Origin of the sequence: Serratia sp. LACPHL-BACT-2024-00286, assembly GCF_043109535.1 — a bacterium.
Classification (GTDB): domain Bacteria; phylum Pseudomonadota; class Gammaproteobacteria; order Enterobacterales; family Enterobacteriaceae; genus Serratia; species Serratia sarumanii.
The window spans coordinates 246,402-262,277 of the sequence record NZ_JBICNA010000005.1 but is presented as its reverse complement, the minus strand read 5'-3'; the positions used below and the strand labels follow the sequence as shown (position 1 = coordinate 262,277).

Sequence of the window (15,876 nt, the reverse complement as noted above, 5' to 3'; positions counted from 1 at the left end):
GTCGCCGGCGCCCGTTTGTTACGGGCTGGGTTAACGTACTGTTAAATAATAGTGTTTGGCGCAATCGGCGACAAACAAGCGAGGCCCCATGTTACCTCGTCACCCGGCAGACTGAAAATAATAAAGCGGCCAAATGTGGCTATAACAGACGCGAGAAGGGGAGTGCGGAGGGGGGAAACAAAAAAAGCGGCTCGAGAGCCGCTTTTTGCTGATGAAGAGAACGTTTTAGCAGACTTCTGCGCCGGCGATGCCGTCCAGGTAACGCTCCGCGTCCAGCGCCGCCATACAGCCGGTGCCGGCGGAGGTGATCGCCTGGCGATAGATGTGATCCATCACGTCGCCCGCGGCGAACACGCCGGGGATGGTGGTTTGGGTCGCATTGCCGTGAATGCCGGACTGCACCTTGATGTAGCCGTTTTCCAGCTCCAGCTGGCCGCCGAAGATGCCGGTGTTCGGGCTGTGGCCGATGGCGATGAACACGCCGGCCAGTTCCAGTTCACGGGTTTCGTTTTCCGCTTTGGTGCTGCGGATACGCACGCCGGTCACGCCCATTTCATCTCCCAGCACTTCGTCCAGCGTATGGTCGGTGTGCAGCACGATGTTGCCGCTTTTCACTTTTTCCATCAGCCGGTCGATCAGGATCTTCTCCGAGCGGAAGCTGTCGCGGCGGTGGATCAGGTGAACCTCGGCGGCGATGTTGGACAGGTACAGCGCTTCTTCAACGGCGGTGTTGCCGCCGCCGACCACCGCGACTTTCTGGTTGCGGTAGAAGAAGCCGTCGCAGGTCGCACAGGCGGAAACGCCTTTGCCCTTGAAGGCCTCTTCGGAAGGCAGGCCAAGATAGCGGGCGGAGGCGCCGGTCGCGATGATCAGCGCGTCGCAGCTGTATTCGCCGCTGTCGCCGAACAGGCGGAACGGACGCTGCTGCAGATCGACGCTGTTGATGTGATCGAAGACGATTTCGGTCTGGAACTTCTCCGCATGCTCGCGCATGCGCTCCATCAGCGCCGGACCGGTCAGGCCTTCGGCGTCGCCCGGCCAGTTTTCCACTTCAGTGGTGGTGGTCAGCTGGCCGCCTTGTTCCATACCGGTGATCAGCACCGGGCTCAGGTTGGCGCGCGCCGCGTAAACGGCGGCGGTGTAACCGGCCGGGCCGGAGCCCAGAATCAGTAATTTGCTATGTTTAGCCGTGCCCATGAATAACCTCTTTATTCCACAATGGCGGACAATGAAGCCGATTGTAGGGAAAATGACGCAGTAAAAAAAGCGCCGGGCGACGTTGTTAACGATTTGTATGATAGTTGTCGCCTATTAATGCACCCGCTGTCGGCAAATCGTACGCCGAACGCAGAAATTTACCTTATCAAAGTCGCATTAGGCCGCTGAATCGCCAAGCGCGCAAAAACGGCGCATTCTGCGACTTAGGCCGCTCCCTGCCGGGGTTTATCTGCCAGCGATTCATAACCAAAAATGGGATGCAGACTTTTCGTGACGGTACGTTGTTCTGATTTTGCTTCTTTTACTTTGACAATCCGCTGCGCATTTGCGAAAACATCATAGGAAGAAGAAATTATCCCCGTAACACCAGCAAATCGTACGTATTTGCGCCGCGAGGCGGCAATGCGCGGTGGATGTGCGGAGCAGGGCGCGCAAGCGTTTGCTGATTTTTTCTCGACCTTAACGTCGTTACCGGCGCCGCGCGGGGTTGGACAGACAGGCTGCGCGGCGTGGAATGATGGTAGTGAAGAAGCATATGACAGGCATCGGGTCTTCGCTTGGAACGAACCCTTACACATTGACGTTGGCTAGGGTGTGGCAAGTGCACGGAAGAAAATAAGAGAGACAATAATAATGGCAGACAACAAGAAACGCCCGGGTAAAGATCTTGACCGTATCGACCGCAACATCCTGAATGAGCTGCAGAAGGATGGGCGTATTTCGAACGTCGAGCTTTCGAAGCGCGTGGGGTTATCCCCGACACCATGTCTGGAACGCGTGCGCCGTCTCGAGCGCCAGGGTTTCATTCATGGCTATACCGCATTGCTTAACCCGCATTATCTGGATGCGTCCCTGCTGGTTTTCGTGGAGATCACGCTGAACCGCGGCGCGCCGGATGTGTTTGAGCAATTCAACTCGGCAGTGCAGAAGCTTGAAGAGATTCAGGAGTGTCATCTGGTTTCCGGTGATTTCGACTACCTGTTGAAAACCCGCGTACCGGACATGTCGGCTTACCGTAAACTGCTGGGCGAAACCTTGCTGCGTTTGCCGGGGGTCAACGACACCCGTACCTACGTAGTGATGGAAGAAGTGAAACAGAGTAACCGTCTGGTTATCAAAACACGGTAAGGTGCAGGTGCAAAACCTGATTAAATTGGTTACACTCCTGTTTATTCATACAGTTTCGGCGCCGGGGAAGCTTCTCGGCGCTGTTGCTATGTCAGCTAACAGGAACCTGGAGAGCCTTTCTTGAGCCAGGAATATACAGAAGATAAAGAAGTTACCCTGAAAAGACTCAGCAGTGGCCGGCGTTTGCTGGAGGCTGTGCTTATCGTGGTAGCGATTTTTGCCGTTTACCTCATGGCTGCGCTGGTCAGTTTCAACCCGTCTGACCCAAGCTGGTCGCAGACCGCGTGGCATGAGCCGATTCACAACTTGGGCGGCGGTGTTGGGGCCTGGTTGGCCGACACGCTGTTCTTCACCTTCGGGGTGCTCGCCTACGCGATACCGCCGATCATGCTGGTTCTGTGCTGGGCGGCCTATCGCCAACGGGCCAACAGAGACTACGTCGACTATTTCGCGCTCTCCCTGCGCCTGATCGGCACCCTGGCGTTAGTGCTCACCTCCTGTGGGCTGGCGGCGCTGAACGTTGACGATCTCTATTACTTCGCTTCCGGCGGCGTGATCGGCAGCCTGCTGAGCAACGCCATGTTGCCATGGTTCAACGGCATCGGCGCCACGCTGGCGCTGCTGTGCGTGTGGGCGGCGGGGCTGACGCTGTTTACCGGCTGGTCCTGGCTGGTGATCGCCGAGAAGATCGGCGGGGCGGTGCTGGGCGTCGCGACCTTCATGACCAACCGTTCGCGTCGCGAAGCGCGTTATTTCGAGGATGACGAGCGTTACGTTGACGACGAGCCTGAGCAGGCAGGGAAGGGCGCCGCCGCAGCGGTTGCCGCGACCGCCGCCGGAGCCGCGGCCGCCGATGACGACGTGTTGTTCTCTGCGCCTTCGGTCACTGAAAGCGCCAAAGAGGCGGCGGAAGACGCCGCCGATCCGTTGCTCAGCGGCCTGCGAGCCGATGATGGTGAGATTGAAGCCGACGCCGCGCCAATCGCGCCGGTGGTTTCGCCTGCACCGGCGGTGAAGGCAGCGATCCACGAGCCCGTTGCAGCGCCGATCGCCGCTCAGGCGCCGTCGGTAACGGTGGCGCCGGCCGCGCCGGCCTCGGTCAATCAGCACCCGGTGAGCGCCCCGGCGCAAGATGCCACGCCGCCGCTGTACTCCTTCGAAATTCCGGAAGAAACGCCTGCACCGAAGGCGACGCGTCCTGTCGATCCTTATCAGGATGACGATGAGCCGCGTCTCGGCAATTGGCAAGAGCCGGCTGCGCCGCAGCCGCCGGCGCGTTCTCCCTTTGATTTTACCGCCGCGCAGCGCGACAGCGCCGACGTCAGCGGAGCGGGTGGTTTCAGCGCTACCGGTGCCAAGCCACAGCTGGATACGGCAGCCGCTGCCGCTGCGGGCGCCGCAGCGGCGACCTTTATGCCGGCCTTCACGGCCACCAGCGACGGCAATCCGCAGGTTAAGCAGGGCATCGGCCCTGAGCTGCCGCGGCCGAACCCGGTGCGCATCCCGACCCGTCGCGAGCTGGCTTCTTACGGCATCAAGCTGCCTTCGCAGCGTGCGGCCGAGCAGGAACAGCGCCAGGCGGATCCTCAGCAGCCGACGGCGGTGAGCCCGCAGGAAGAAGAGGCGCTGCAGGAAGCCGCGCTGCGTCAGGCGTTTGCCGAGCAGCAAAGCCAACGCTACGGCGAAAGCTACGCGCCGGAGCAACAAGATGACGAGAGCGCCCTGCAGGAAGCCGAGCTGAGCAAGGCGTTTGCCGAGCAGCAGAACCAACGCTACGGCGAAGGCTATCAACAGGACGACGAAGAGGCGCTGCAAGAGGCCGCGCTGCGACAGGCGTTCGCCGAGCAGCAGCAGGCGCGCTACGGCCAGCAAGCGGCTGCTCCGCAACCGCCGGCTGCCAGCCCGGTCGATACCCGCAATGCTTTCAGCTTCTCGCCGATGGCGGATCTGGTGGATGATGGCCCGAGCGAGCCGATGTTCACGCTGTCTCCGCAGCTTGAAGAGCGCATTGAACAGCAAAGCGAGCAACAGGACGACGTGCCGTTCGGCCAGTTTGAGCCTGCGGCGCCGGTTGCCCAACCTCAGCAACCGCACTCGCAGCCTCAGCAATACCAGCAGCCGCAGCAACAGCAGTATCAACAGCCGTCGCAGCCATATCAGCAGCCACAGCAACCGGTGCAGCAGCAGCCTCAGCAAACTCAGGCCGAGCAGCATCCGGCGATGGACAGCTTGATTCACCCGTTCCTGATGCGCAACGATCAGCCGCTGCAGAAGCCGACCACGCCGCTGCCGACGCTGGATCTGCTGACCGAGGCTCCGAAAGAGGTAGAACCGGTCGACTCCTTCGCGCTGGAACAGAAGGCGCGTCTGGTGGAGGCCAGCCTGGCCGATTACCGCGTGAAAGCCGACGTGGTAGACATCCTGCCGGGGCCGGTCATCACCCGCTTCGAGCTGGATCTGGCGCCGGGCGTTAAAGCGGCGCGCATTTCCAACCTGTCGCGCGATCTGGCGCGCTCGCTGTCGACGTCGGCGGTGCGCGTGGTAGAAGTGATCCCCGGCAAGCCTTACGTCGGTCTGGAGCTGCCGAACGCCAAGCGGCAAACGGTGTATCTGCGCGAAGTGCTGGATTGCCCGGCCTTCCGTGACAACCCGTCGCCGCTGTCCATCGTATTGGGTAAGGACATCTCCGGCGAACCGGTGGTGGCCGATCTGGGCAAAATGCCGCACTTGCTGGTCGCCGGTACCACCGGTTCCGGTAAGTCGGTCGGGGTCAACGCCATGATCCTGAGCATCCTGTATAAAGCCACGCCGAAAGAAGTGCGCTTTATCATGATCGACCCGAAAATGCTGGAGCTGTCGGTTTACGAAGGCATTCCTCACCTGTTGACCGATGTGGTCACCGACATGAAAGATGCCGCCAACGCGCTGCGCTGGTGCGTGGGGGAAATGGAACGCCGCTACAAGCTGATGTCTGCCCTGGGCGTGCGTAACCTGGCCGGCTACAACGAGCGCGTCGATCAGGCCGAAGCGATGGGGCGTCCGATCCCGGATCCGTTCTGGAAGCCGACCGACAGCATGGACATCACGCCGCCGGTGTTGGAGAAAGAGCCGTACATCGTGGTGATGGTCGACGAATTCGCCGATCTGATCATGACGGTCGGCAAGAAGGTCGAAGAGTTGATCGCTCGCCTGGCGCAGAAAGCGCGTGCGGCGGGTATCCATCTGGTGCTGGCGACCCAGCGTCCGTCGGTGGATGTGATCACGGGTCTTATCAAGGCCAACATCCCGACGCGTATCGCCTTTACCGTGTCGAGCAAGATCGACTCCCGCACCATCCTCGATCAGGGGGGCGCCGAGTCCTTGCTGGGTATGGGCGACATGCTCTATCTGGCGCCGAACTCCTCGATTCCGGTGCGCGTGCATGGCGCATTCGTGCGCGATCAGGAAGTGCACGCGGTGGTCAAGGATTGGAAAGCGCGCGAGCGGCCCCAATATAAAGAGGGCATTCTCAGCGGCGGCGAAGACGGCGAGGGCGGTGCCGGCGGTGGTATGGACGGCGACGAAGAGCTGGATCCGCTGTTTGACCAGGCGGTGGATTTCGTGGTGGATAAACGCCGCGCCTCCATCTCCGGCGTACAGCGCCAGTTCCGTATCGGCTATAACCGCGCGGCGCGCATCATCGAACAGATGGAAGCGCAGGGCATCGTCAGCGAGCAGGGGCACAACGGCAACCGCGAGGTGCTGGCGCCGCCGCGGCACGATTGATGGTCGTTTAGCCATTGCAATTCAATAAGAAAGGGCCGCTTAAGCGGCCCTTGTGCAAAGAAGCGTAAACCCGTTTCTTCTCGGAACATTGGCCTACCGGCCGATCGCCGGCTTCGGGTAAAGTAACGGGGTAAAGGGTTGATTTGACCCGCACGGCGTCGCCCTGCGGTTAACGCATTTCATAAGGTATCTGGAATAATGAAAAAACTGTTAGTTGCCTGCTGTCTGCTTTCGGGATTCGCTTCTACTTCCGTGCTGGCCGATGCCGCACAGGATCTGCAAAGTCGCCTGGCGAAGGTGAACAGTTTCCACGCCAGCTTCTCACAAACCGTGACCAGCGCCGACGGCGCCGCGGTGCAACAGGGGGAAGGCGAGCTGTGGGTGAAGCGGCCAAACCTGTTCAACTGGCATATGACCTCGCCCGATGAGAGCGTGCTGGTCTCCGATGGCCAGACCCTGTGGTTCTATAACCCATTCGTCGAGCAGGTGACGGCAACCTGGCTGAAGAACGCCACCGGCAATACGCCGTTTATGCTGATCACCCGCAATAATGCCAGCGACTGGAAACAGTACAACGTGAAGCAAAAGGGCGATGATTTCGAGCTGACGCCGAAGTCCGCCAGCGGCAACCTGAAGCAGTTCGCCATCAGCGTGACCAACAGCGGCACCATCCGCAGCTTCGCCGCGGTGGAGCAGGACGGCCAGCGCAGTTCCTACACGCTGAAAAGCCAGCAGAACGTCGCCGCCGATCCGGCCAAATTCAAATTTACCCCGCCGAAGGGGGTGACGCTGGACGACCAGCGCCAGTGAGGTGCAAGTGAGTAATAATCTGTCGCTCGATTTTTCCCAGAACGAGTTCCAGCCGTTGGCCGCGCGTATGCGGCCGACCACGCTGGCGCAGTATATCGGCCAGCAGCACCTGCTGGCCGCCGGCAAGCCGCTGCCGCGCGCCATTGAGGCCGGGCAGCTGCACTCGATGATTTTATGGGGGCCGCCGGGCACCGGGAAGACGACGCTGGCAGAACTGATTGGCCGTTACGGCCAGGCGGATGTCGAACGGATCTCAGCCGTGACCTCCGGTATCAAGGAGATCCGCGAGGCGATCGAGCGGGCGCGGCAAAATCGCGATGCCGGCCGCCGCACCATCCTGTTCGTCGACGAAGTGCACCGCTTCAATAAGAGCCAGCAGGACGCTTTCCTGCCGCACATCGAAGACGGCACCATCACCTTTATCGGCGCCACCACCGAAAATCCGTCGTTCGAGCTGAACTCGGCGCTGTTGTCCCGCGCCCGCGTTTACCTGCTGAAGGCGCTGACCGCCGAAGATATCGGCCAGGTGCTGGATCAGGCGATGGGCGACAAGGCGCGCGGCTTTGGCGGCCAGAATATCGAGCTGCCGGCGGAAACGCGCCGCCTGCTGTCGGAGCTGGTGGGCGGCGACGCGCGCCGGGCGCTGAACAGCCTGGAAATGATGGCCGACATGGCGGAGTTGGACGCCAAAGGAGTGCGGGTGCTGACGCCGGAGCTGCTGAAAGAGGTGTCGGGCGAGCGCAGCGCGCGCTTCGACAATAAGGGCGACCGTTATTACGATCTGATTTCCGCGCTGCATAAATCGGTGCGCGGCTCGGCGCCGGACGCCGCGCTGTATTGGTATGCGCGCATCATTACCGCCGGCGGCGATCCGCTTTACGTGGCGCGCCGTCTGTTGGCGATTGCCTCTGAAGACGTGGGCAACGCCGATCCGCGCGGCATGCAGGTGGCGATCGCCGCCTGGGATTGCTTCACCCGCGTGGGGCCAGCGGAGGGCGAACGCGCCATCGCGCAGGCGATCGTCTACCTGGCCTGCGCGCCGAAGAGCAATGCGGTCTACACCGCGTTCAAGGCTGCCATGCGCGACGCCAAAGAGCAGGCCGATTATGACGTGCCGGAGCACCTGCGCAACGCGCCGACCAAGCTGATGAAGGAAATGGGGCTGGGGGCGGAGTACCGCTACGCCCACGACGAGCCCAACGCCTACGCCGCCGGTGAGAACTATTTCCCGCCCGAAATGGCCCATACGCGCTACTATCAACCGACCTCTCGCGGGCTGGAAGGGAAAATCGGCGAAAAGTTGGCATGGCTGGCTGAGCAGGATCAAAATAGCCCGACAAAACGCTACCGCTAGCGAGGCCGTTGCGGTAAGGTTAGCGGGTATCACTCTTCTTTATGCGGCTATAAATCAGCCGCATAGAACAACAACACTTCTTTCAATAACAACAAGCACAGGATTAGCATGCTCGATCCCAATCTGCTGCGTAATGAGCTAGACGCAGTCGCCGTCAAACTGGCTCGCCGAGGCTTTAAACTCGATCTGGATCTGCTGCGTTCGCAGGAAGAACGTCGCAAAGTTCTGCAGGTAGAAACTGAAACGCTGCAAGCGGAACGCAACTCCCGATCGAAATCCATCGGCGCGGCCAAAGCGCGTGGGGAAGACATCGAGCCGCTGCGTCGCGAAGTGAACGAGCTGGGTGACAAGCTGGATGCTGCCAAGGCGGCGCTGGATGCGTTGCAGAGCGAGATCCGCGATTACGCCCTGACGCTGCCTAACCTGCCGGACGACGCCGTGCCGGATGGTAAAGACGACAGCGAAAACCTGGAAGTTGCCCGCTGGGGCGAACCGCGCCAGTACGACTTCGCGGTGCGCGATCACGTCGATCTGGGCGAAATGGCCGGCGGGCTGGATTTTGCCGCCGCGGTTAAGCTGACCGGTTCGCGCTTCGTGGTGATGAAAGGGCAAATCGCCCGCATGCACCGCGCGCTGTCCCAGTTCATGCTGGATCTGCACACCGAGCAGCACGGCTACCTGGAGGCCTACGTGCCTTACCTGGTTAACCACGCCACGCTGTACGGTACCGGCCAGCTGCCGAAGTTCGGCGAAGACCTGTTCCATACCCGTCCGCTGGAAGAAGAAGCCGACAGCAGCAACTACGCGCTGATCCCAACGGCGGAAGTGCCGCTGACCAACTTGGTGCGCGACGAGATCGTGGAAGAGGAAACTCTGCCGCTGAAGATGACCGCACACACGCCATGCTTCCGCGCGGAAGCCGGTTCTTACGGCCGCGACACCCGCGGTTTGATCCGCATGCACCAGTTCGACAAGGTCGAGATGGTGCAGATCGTTCGTCCGGAAGATTCGATGGATGCCCTGGAAGAGCTGACCGGCCACGCGGAAAAAGTGCTGCAGCTGCTGAACCTGCCTTACCGCAAGGTGCTGTTGTGCACCGGCGACATGGGCTTCGGCGCGTGCAAAACCTACGATCTGGAAGTGTGGCTGCCGGCGCAGGATACCTATCGCGAGATCTCGTCCTGCTCCAACATGTGGGACTTCCAGGCGCGTCGCATGCAGGCGCGCTGCCGCAGCAAAGCCGACAAGAAACCGCGTCTGGTTCACACGCTGAACGGCTCCGGCCTGGCGGTTGGCCGTACGTTGGTGGCGGTGCTGGAAAACTACCAGCAGGCCGACGGCCGCATTCAGGTGCCTGAAGTGCTGCGTCCTTATATGGGCGGCCTGGAATATATCGGCTAAACGGCAAACCACGAAAAAAGCGCCTGCGGGCGCTTTTTTTATGTCGAGAATTCAGTCTGGCGCCAGCGTATAAGCCTGTTGAAGGTAGTCCGCCAGATGTTTGCTTTTCACCTCGGCGGGCGAGTGGAGTTTGATGTGTCGCCGATACTGGCCGCTGCCTTCGAGCTGGTTATGGCTGTCTGCCAGCCGGTAGCCGTGGCCGAATTCCACCGTGACGTGGTGGCGGTAGGCGAAAACGCCGCAGAAAAATTGGCTATGCGAGAACATGATGCCGCCGTATTTGACCGATTCAGTGACGCCGTTGCCGCTCGCCGCAGCGATTCGCCGCACCTGCTGCACAATGGCCAGCAGGTCACCTTGCGTGCTGCCGATGTCCGCCAGCAGGGCCTCTACCGCCGCATCATTTGCCTGACTCATTTTGCCTCTTTGTCGTTAAATTCGCTCTGCGCTGAGCATAGCGCTTTTTCAGCCGGTTAGCCGGAAACAAATCGTGCGGTGGAACGATAAGAGGCGATTGACTTTTTTATCGCCAGTGGCATGATGCGCGCACTCTCATTGCGCGTTCGGTCACAATTTCACTATGTCCGCATACTCCCGCCCAGTGCTCTTATTGCTCTGCGGCCTCTTGCTGCTCACGGTATCCATTGCCGTTTTGAATACGTTAGTGCCTCTTTGGTTAACCCATGCTCAGCTGTCGACTTGGCAGGTGGGAATGGTCAGCTCCTCTTATTTCAGCGGCAACCTATTGGGCACGCTGGTGGCGGGCAAACTGATCCAGCGCGTCGGCTTTACCCGCAGCTATCATCTTTCTTGTCTGGTGTTCGCCGCCGCGACCGCCGGCATGGTGCTGTCGATCGATTTTTGGAGCTGGCTGGGCTGGCGCTTCTTCGCCGGCGTCGGTTGCGCTTGGATCTGGGTGATCGTGGAGAGCGCGCTGTTGCGCAGCGGCAACCTGAGCAACCGCGGCCAGCTGCTGGCGGCCTATATGATCGTTTATTACCTCGGTACGGTGACCGGCCAATTGCTGTTGAGCATGACCTCGACCGAATTGTTGCACGTGGTGCCGTGGGTGACCGCCATTGTGATCAGCGCCATGCTGCCGATGCTGTTCGCGCGGGTCAACCGCCATGAAGACGAGCCGCAGCAGGCGGCGGTGTGGACCATGCTGAGACGCCGCAGCGCGCGCCTCGGCATCAACGGTTGCATCATTTCCGGCATCGTGCTCGGTTCGCTGTACGGCCTGATGCCGCTGTACCTCTCCCATCAGGGCATGAGCGACGCCAACGTCGGTTACTGGATGGCGCTGCTGGTCAGCTCCGGCATCGTCGGCCAATGGCCGGTCGGGCGCTTGGCCGATCGTTACGGGCGCCTGCTGGTGCTGCGCATTCAGGTGTTCGTGGTGATCCTCGCCAGCGTGGCGATGCTCGGCAACTACGCCATGGCGCCTTCGCTGTTCATCCTCGGCTGCGCCGGCTTTACCCTGTATCCGGTGGCGATGTCCTGGGCCTGCGAGAAGGCGCTGCCGCACGAGTTGGTGGCGATGAACCAGGCGCTGTTGATGAGTTACACCATTGGCAGCCTGCTGGGGCCGTCGATGACGGCGTTGCTGATGCAAAACTATTCCGACCGCGTGCTGTTCGTGATGATCGCCGCCGTGGCGCTGGTTTACCTGCTGATGCTGCTGAAGAAACAGAAGCCGGATCACCATCACACGCCGTTCGCCGCCGCCTGAGCATGAAAAAACCGGCCATGAGCCGGTTTTTCTTTGGCGCCGCGCCAATCAGTAAATCACTTTGTGGCCGTAGCTTTCCAGGATGCCTTTGACGCGATCCATGGTCTCGGCTTTCGGCGGGTGCACGCCGTCCAGCTTGTACTCTTCCCCCATCGCTATCCATTTGTGCTTGCCCAGTTCGTGGTAGGGCAGCAGCTCGATTTTCTCGATGTTGGTCATGTCTTTGGTGAACTCGCCCAGCAGGTGCGCCGACTTATCGTCGTCTGACCAGCCCGGCACCACCACGTAGCGGATCCAGGTGCGCTGGTTGCGTTTCGCCAGGTAGCGGGCGAATTCCAGCGTGCGGTGATTGGAGACGCCGACCAGGTTCTGGTGGATCTCGTCGTTCATCTGTTTCAGATCCAGCATCACCAGATCGGTGGTGTCCAGCAGCTCGTCGATCACCGGATCGTAGCGGCGCACAAAACCATTGGTGTCCAGGCAGGTATTGATGCCTTCGGCGTGGCAGGCGCGGAACCAGTCGCGGACGAATTCAGCCTGCAGGATCGCCTCGCCGCCGGACGCGGTCACGCCGCCGCCGGAGGCGTTCATGAAGTGGCGGTAGGCCACCGCGTCTTTCATCAGCTCTTCGACGGTCACTTCCTTGCCGCCGTGGGTGTCCCAGGTGTCGCGGTTATGGCAATAGAGGCAGCGCATCAGGCAGCCCTGGAAGAAGACGATAAAGCGGATCCCGGGCCCATCGACGGTGCCGCAGGATTCGAAGGAGTGGATGCGACCAATTGCTGACATTGCGGGGTTTTCTCCAATATTGACTGTCAAACGCAGTCTAAAAATAGGCGCGTGGCCGCCGGCCAGGTATCTGCGATGCAGCAGCGGGTGGAACCGCCACCGGGGTAATGATGCCTGTCGGCCGGTCAGTTGCCGGATAACTGTTTTGCCGGCTATCCATTCAGTATAGATGTCCGGCAAAACAGACTCGTACAGAGTCAGGGGAGAGCGGTGGGAGAAAAGGGCCGGCAAAACCGGCCCCTGCGTTGGTGCCGGGCGGTTTCCCGCCCGGCCGGCGTATTACATCGTTTGAGTGAAGGTACGAGTAATCACGTCCTGCTGTTGCTCTTTGGTCAGCGAGTTGAAGCGCACGGCGTAACCGGAAACGCGGATGGTCAGCTGAGGGTATTTCTCAGGGTTTTCCATCGCGTCCAGCAGCATTTCGCGGTTCATCACGTTGACGTTCAGGTGCTGGCCGCCTTCGATGGAGGCTTCATGGTGGAAGTAACCATCCATCAGGCCCGCCAGGTTGGCTTTACGCACGTCGTCGTCTTTACCCAGCGCGTTAGGCACGATGGAGAAGGTGTAGGAGATCCCGTCTTTCGCGTAGGCAAACGGCAGTTTGGCTACCGAGGTCAGGGAGGCGACTGCACCTTTCTGGTCGCGGCCGTGCATCGGGTTGGCACCAGGGCCGAACGGTGCGCCTGCGCGGCGGCCATCCGGGGTGTTACCGGTTTTCTTACCGTACACCACGTTGGAGGTGATGGTCAGTACGGACTGGGTCGGTACCGCATTGCGGTAGGTGCGCAGTTTCTGAATTTTCTTCATGAAACGTTCCACCAGGTCGCAGGCGATGTCATCGACGCGGGCGTCGTTGTTACCGAACTGCGGGTACTCGCCTTCCACTTTGAAGTCGATGGCCAGGCCGTCTTCGTCGCGAATGGTGGTGACTTTCGCGTACTTGATGGCAGACAGGGAGTCGGCTGCAACGGACAGGCCGGCGATGCCGCAAGCCATGGTGCGATAAACGTCACGGTCATGCAGCGCCATCAGCGCAGCTTCGTAGCTGTACTTGTCGTGCATGTAGTGAATGATGTTCAGCGCGGTCACGTACTGCTTGGCCAGCCAATCCATAAAGTGGTCCATGCGCGCCATGACTTTGTCATAGTCCAGCACTTCGTCCATCATCGGCGCTTCTTTAGGGCCGACCTGCATTTTCAGTTTTTCGTCAACGCCGCCGTTGATGGCGTACAGCATGGTTTTCGCCAGGTTGGCGCGGGCGCCGAAGAACTGCATTTGTTTGCCGACGATCATCGGGCTGACGCAGCAAGCGATGGCGTAGTCATCGTTGTTGAAGTCAGGGCGCATCAGGTCGTCGTTTTCGTACTGAACGGAAGAGGTGTCGATGGACACTTTCGCCGCGAATTTTTTGAAGTTCAGCGGCAGCTTCTCAGACCACAGGATGGTCATGTTCGGCTCCGGAGACGGCCCCATGGTGTACAGGGTGTTCAGGAAGCGGAAGCTGTTTTTGGTGACCAGAGTACGGCCGTCGACGCCCATACCGGCCAGGGATTCCGTTGCCCAGATTGGGTCGCCGGAGAACAGCTCATCGTACTCAGGGGTACGCAGGAAGCGCACCATACGCAGTTTCATCACCAGGTGGTCGATCAGTTCCTGCGCTTGTTCTTCGGTCAGTTTGCCCGCCTTGATGTCGCGCTCGATGAACACGTCGAGGAAGGTGGACACGCGGCCGAAGGACATGGCGGCGCCGTTCTGGGATTTCACCGCGGCCAGGTAGCCGAAGTAGGTCCACTGCACCGCTTCTTGGGCGCTGGTGGCCGGGCCGGAGATGTCGTAACCGTATTTGGCGGCCATCTCTTTGATCTGAGCCAGAGCGCGATGCTGTTCAGCGATCTCTTCGCGCAGCTGGATGGTCATTTCCAGGTCTTCGCCGTTTTCCAGTTTTTCCTGCAGCGATTTGAACTGGTTCAGCTTGTCGGCCATCAGGAAGTCGATGCCGTACAGCGCCACGCGGCGGTAGTCGCCGATGATGCGGCCACGGCCGTAAGCGTCTGGCAGACCGGTCAGCACGCCGGATTTACGGCAGTTCAGGATGTCTTTGGTGTAAACGTCGAATACGCCCTGGTTGTGGGTTTTACGGTATTCGGTGAACACTTTTTTCAGCTGCGGATCCAGTTCGCGGCCGTACACTTTGCACGAACCTTCGACCATTTTGATGCCGCCGAACGGGATCAGCGCGCGTTTCAGAGGGGCGTCGGTCTGCAGACCCACGATGGTTTCCAGCTCTTTGGCGATGTAACCCGCGTCGTGAGAAACGATGGTTGAAGCAACGTTGGTGTCGAAATCAACCGGCGCATGAGTGCGGTTTTCCAGTTTGATCCCTTCCATAACCTTGTCCCACAAGGTGGTGGTGGCTTGAGTTGCGCCAGCCAGGAAGGATTCGTCACCTTCATAAGGCGTGTAGTTTTTCTGGATGAAGTCACGAACGTTGACTTCATTCTGCCAGTCACCCTTGCTGAAACCTTCCCAAGCGTTGGCTAATTTCTCGTTAAGTTCGGTCATTGTACACCTACCTTTGATTGTGGATTTCTAACTCTGCGCGCGGTAACTCACAGCTTAGTGCTGTTCGCGGCCCCCGCGCAGATAAATTACCCAGTAAGTCAACCCAACCAGCAGACCGCCGCCGATGATGTTGCCGATGGTGACCGGAATCAGGTTGTCGATGATGAAGTTGCTTACTGTCAGATGAGCGAATTGCTCAGGTACCGCCCCTACGGCTTGCCAGAATTCCGGCGTGGCGAAGTGTTTGACCACGATGCCCATAGGGATCATAAACATGTTGGCGATGCTGTGTTCGAAGCCGCTGGCGACAAACATACCGACCGGCAGCACCATGGCGAGCATCTTGTCGGTCAGGGTACGGCCGGAGTAGCTCATCCAGACCGCCAGGCAGACCATCAGGTTAGCCAGAATGCCGAGGCAGACGGCTTCGATAAAGGTGTGATGCAGCTTGTGGTCCGCGGTTTGCAGAACATTCAGGCCCCACTGGCCGTTGGCGACCATATACTCGCCGGAGAACCAGATCAGCGCCACGAAGAACAGCGCGCCGACCAGGTTGCCGAGATAAACGTTCAGCCAGTTGGCGCCCAGTTGGCCCCAGCTGATGCGGCCGCTGGCCTTGGCGATGACGATAAGCACGGTAGAGGTGAACAGGTCGGCGCCCGACACCACCACCAGCATTAACCCGAGAGAGAAACAGATGCCGCCGACCAGTTTCGCCAGACCGAAAGGCACGCCGGCGGTGCCGGTGGTCGCCGTGATGTAGAAGACGAAGGCGATGGAAATGAAGACACCGGCGGTGATCGCCAAATAAAACGTTTTCAGCGGATGTTTGGTGGCTTTATACACGCCGGCATCTTCAGCGATTTTCGCCGTGGCCGCAGGTAAAATCAGATCGAAGGGGCTGTCAGTTTTCAAACTAACTCTCGCTCTTAAGGGTTAAAACAACGCAATGAGATACTAGCAAAGCAGTATAGGGGAAAATTTGATTTGGATCATAAGGCGGGGAAGTAGAGCGGCGAAATGACGTGTTTTTTGTGTGGTTTTTATGGTTAATTTATTGATTTTTAATGAAAAACAATTTTTTAATGTTTGCAAAATTTTTTGAATTCACCAGGTG

11 protein-coding genes are annotated in these 15,876 nt (G+C 59.6%); 6 read left to right on the top strand and 5 right to left on the bottom strand.

The genetic code is table 11. From position 1 onward, the window contains the following. Nucleotides 1-225: 225 nt before the first annotated feature. The gene (trxB, locus tag ACF8MC_RS16895) at nt 226-1,197 is read right to left on the bottom strand and encodes a thioredoxin-disulfide reductase (protein WP_033637844.1); all 972 of its coding nucleotides are present in this window, start codon (nt 1,195-1,197) and stop codon (nt 226-228) included. 654 nt (nt 1,198-1,851) lie between these two features. Here trxB and lrp point away from each other — a divergent pair. The 5 genes from lrp to serS all read left to right on the top strand — a co-directional run bounded on the left by lrp (nt 1,852) and on the right by serS (nt 9,676). Continuing rightward, the gene (lrp, locus tag ACF8MC_RS16890) at nt 1,852-2,346 is read left to right on the top strand and encodes a leucine-responsive transcriptional regulator Lrp (RefSeq protein WP_004928318.1); all 495 of its coding nucleotides are present in this window, start codon (nt 1,852-1,854) and stop codon (nt 2,344-2,346) included. Nucleotides 2,347-2,466: 120 nt separating this feature from the next. Then, a complete protein-coding gene (locus tag ACF8MC_RS16885) occupies nt 2,467-6,111 on the top strand; it encodes a DNA translocase FtsK 4TM domain-containing protein (protein WP_164104752.1) in 3,645 nt (1,214 codons plus the stop codon). A gap of 198 nt (nt 6,112-6,309) precedes the next feature. Further along, nucleotides 6,310-6,921 (top strand): outer membrane lipoprotein chaperone LolA, encoded by a 612-nt coding sequence (lolA, locus tag ACF8MC_RS16880; RefSeq protein WP_019454555.1) that lies wholly within the window; start codon nt 6,310-6,312, stop codon nt 6,919-6,921. 67 nt (nt 6,922-6,988) lie between these two features. Continuing rightward, nucleotides 6,989-8,275, top strand: a complete 1,287-nt coding sequence (locus tag ACF8MC_RS16875) for a replication-associated recombination protein A (protein WP_048322053.1) — start codon at nt 6,989-6,991, stop codon at nt 8,273-8,275. Between the two features lie 108 nt (nt 8,276-8,383). Next, nucleotides 8,384-9,676, top strand: coding sequence for a serine--tRNA ligase (serS, locus tag ACF8MC_RS16870; protein WP_033637847.1), 1,293 nt, complete (start codon nt 8,384-8,386; stop codon nt 9,674-9,676). 51 nt (nt 9,677-9,727) lie between these two features. Here the strand turns inward: serS and ACF8MC_RS16865 are convergent, their stop codons facing one another. Further along, a complete protein-coding gene (locus ACF8MC_RS16865) occupies nt 9,728-10,093 on the bottom strand; it encodes a DUF1801 domain-containing protein (protein WP_060427873.1) in 366 nt (121 codons plus the stop codon). A 163-nt stretch (nt 10,094-10,256) separates the two neighbouring features. Here ACF8MC_RS16865 and ACF8MC_RS16860 point away from each other — a divergent pair, with 163 nt between their 5' ends. Next, entirely contained in the window at nt 10,257-11,408 is a 1,152-nt protein-coding gene (locus ACF8MC_RS16860) for an MFS transporter (protein WP_033637849.1), read from the top strand. A gap of 48 nt (nt 11,409-11,456) precedes the next feature. On the opposite strand, the gene pflA is transcribed toward ACF8MC_RS16860, so the two are convergent. From pflA to focA, 3 genes are all read right to left on the bottom strand, one after another. Beyond that, complete coding sequence (pflA, locus tag ACF8MC_RS16855) at nt 11,457-12,197, bottom strand: pyruvate formate lyase 1-activating protein (RefSeq protein ID WP_033637850.1); 741 nt, start codon at nt 12,195-12,197, stop codon at nt 11,457-11,459. 279 nt (nt 12,198-12,476) lie between these two features. Next, entirely contained in the window at nt 12,477-14,759 is a 2,283-nt protein-coding gene (gene pflB, locus ACF8MC_RS16850) for a formate C-acetyltransferase (RefSeq protein WP_004928286.1), read from the bottom strand. 54 nt (nt 14,760-14,813) lie between these two features. Continuing rightward, a complete protein-coding gene (gene focA / locus ACF8MC_RS16845; RefSeq protein ID WP_019454548.1) occupies nt 14,814-15,674 on the bottom strand; it encodes a formate transporter FocA in 861 nt (286 codons plus the stop codon). Between the last annotated feature and the right edge of the window lie 202 nt (nt 15,675-15,876).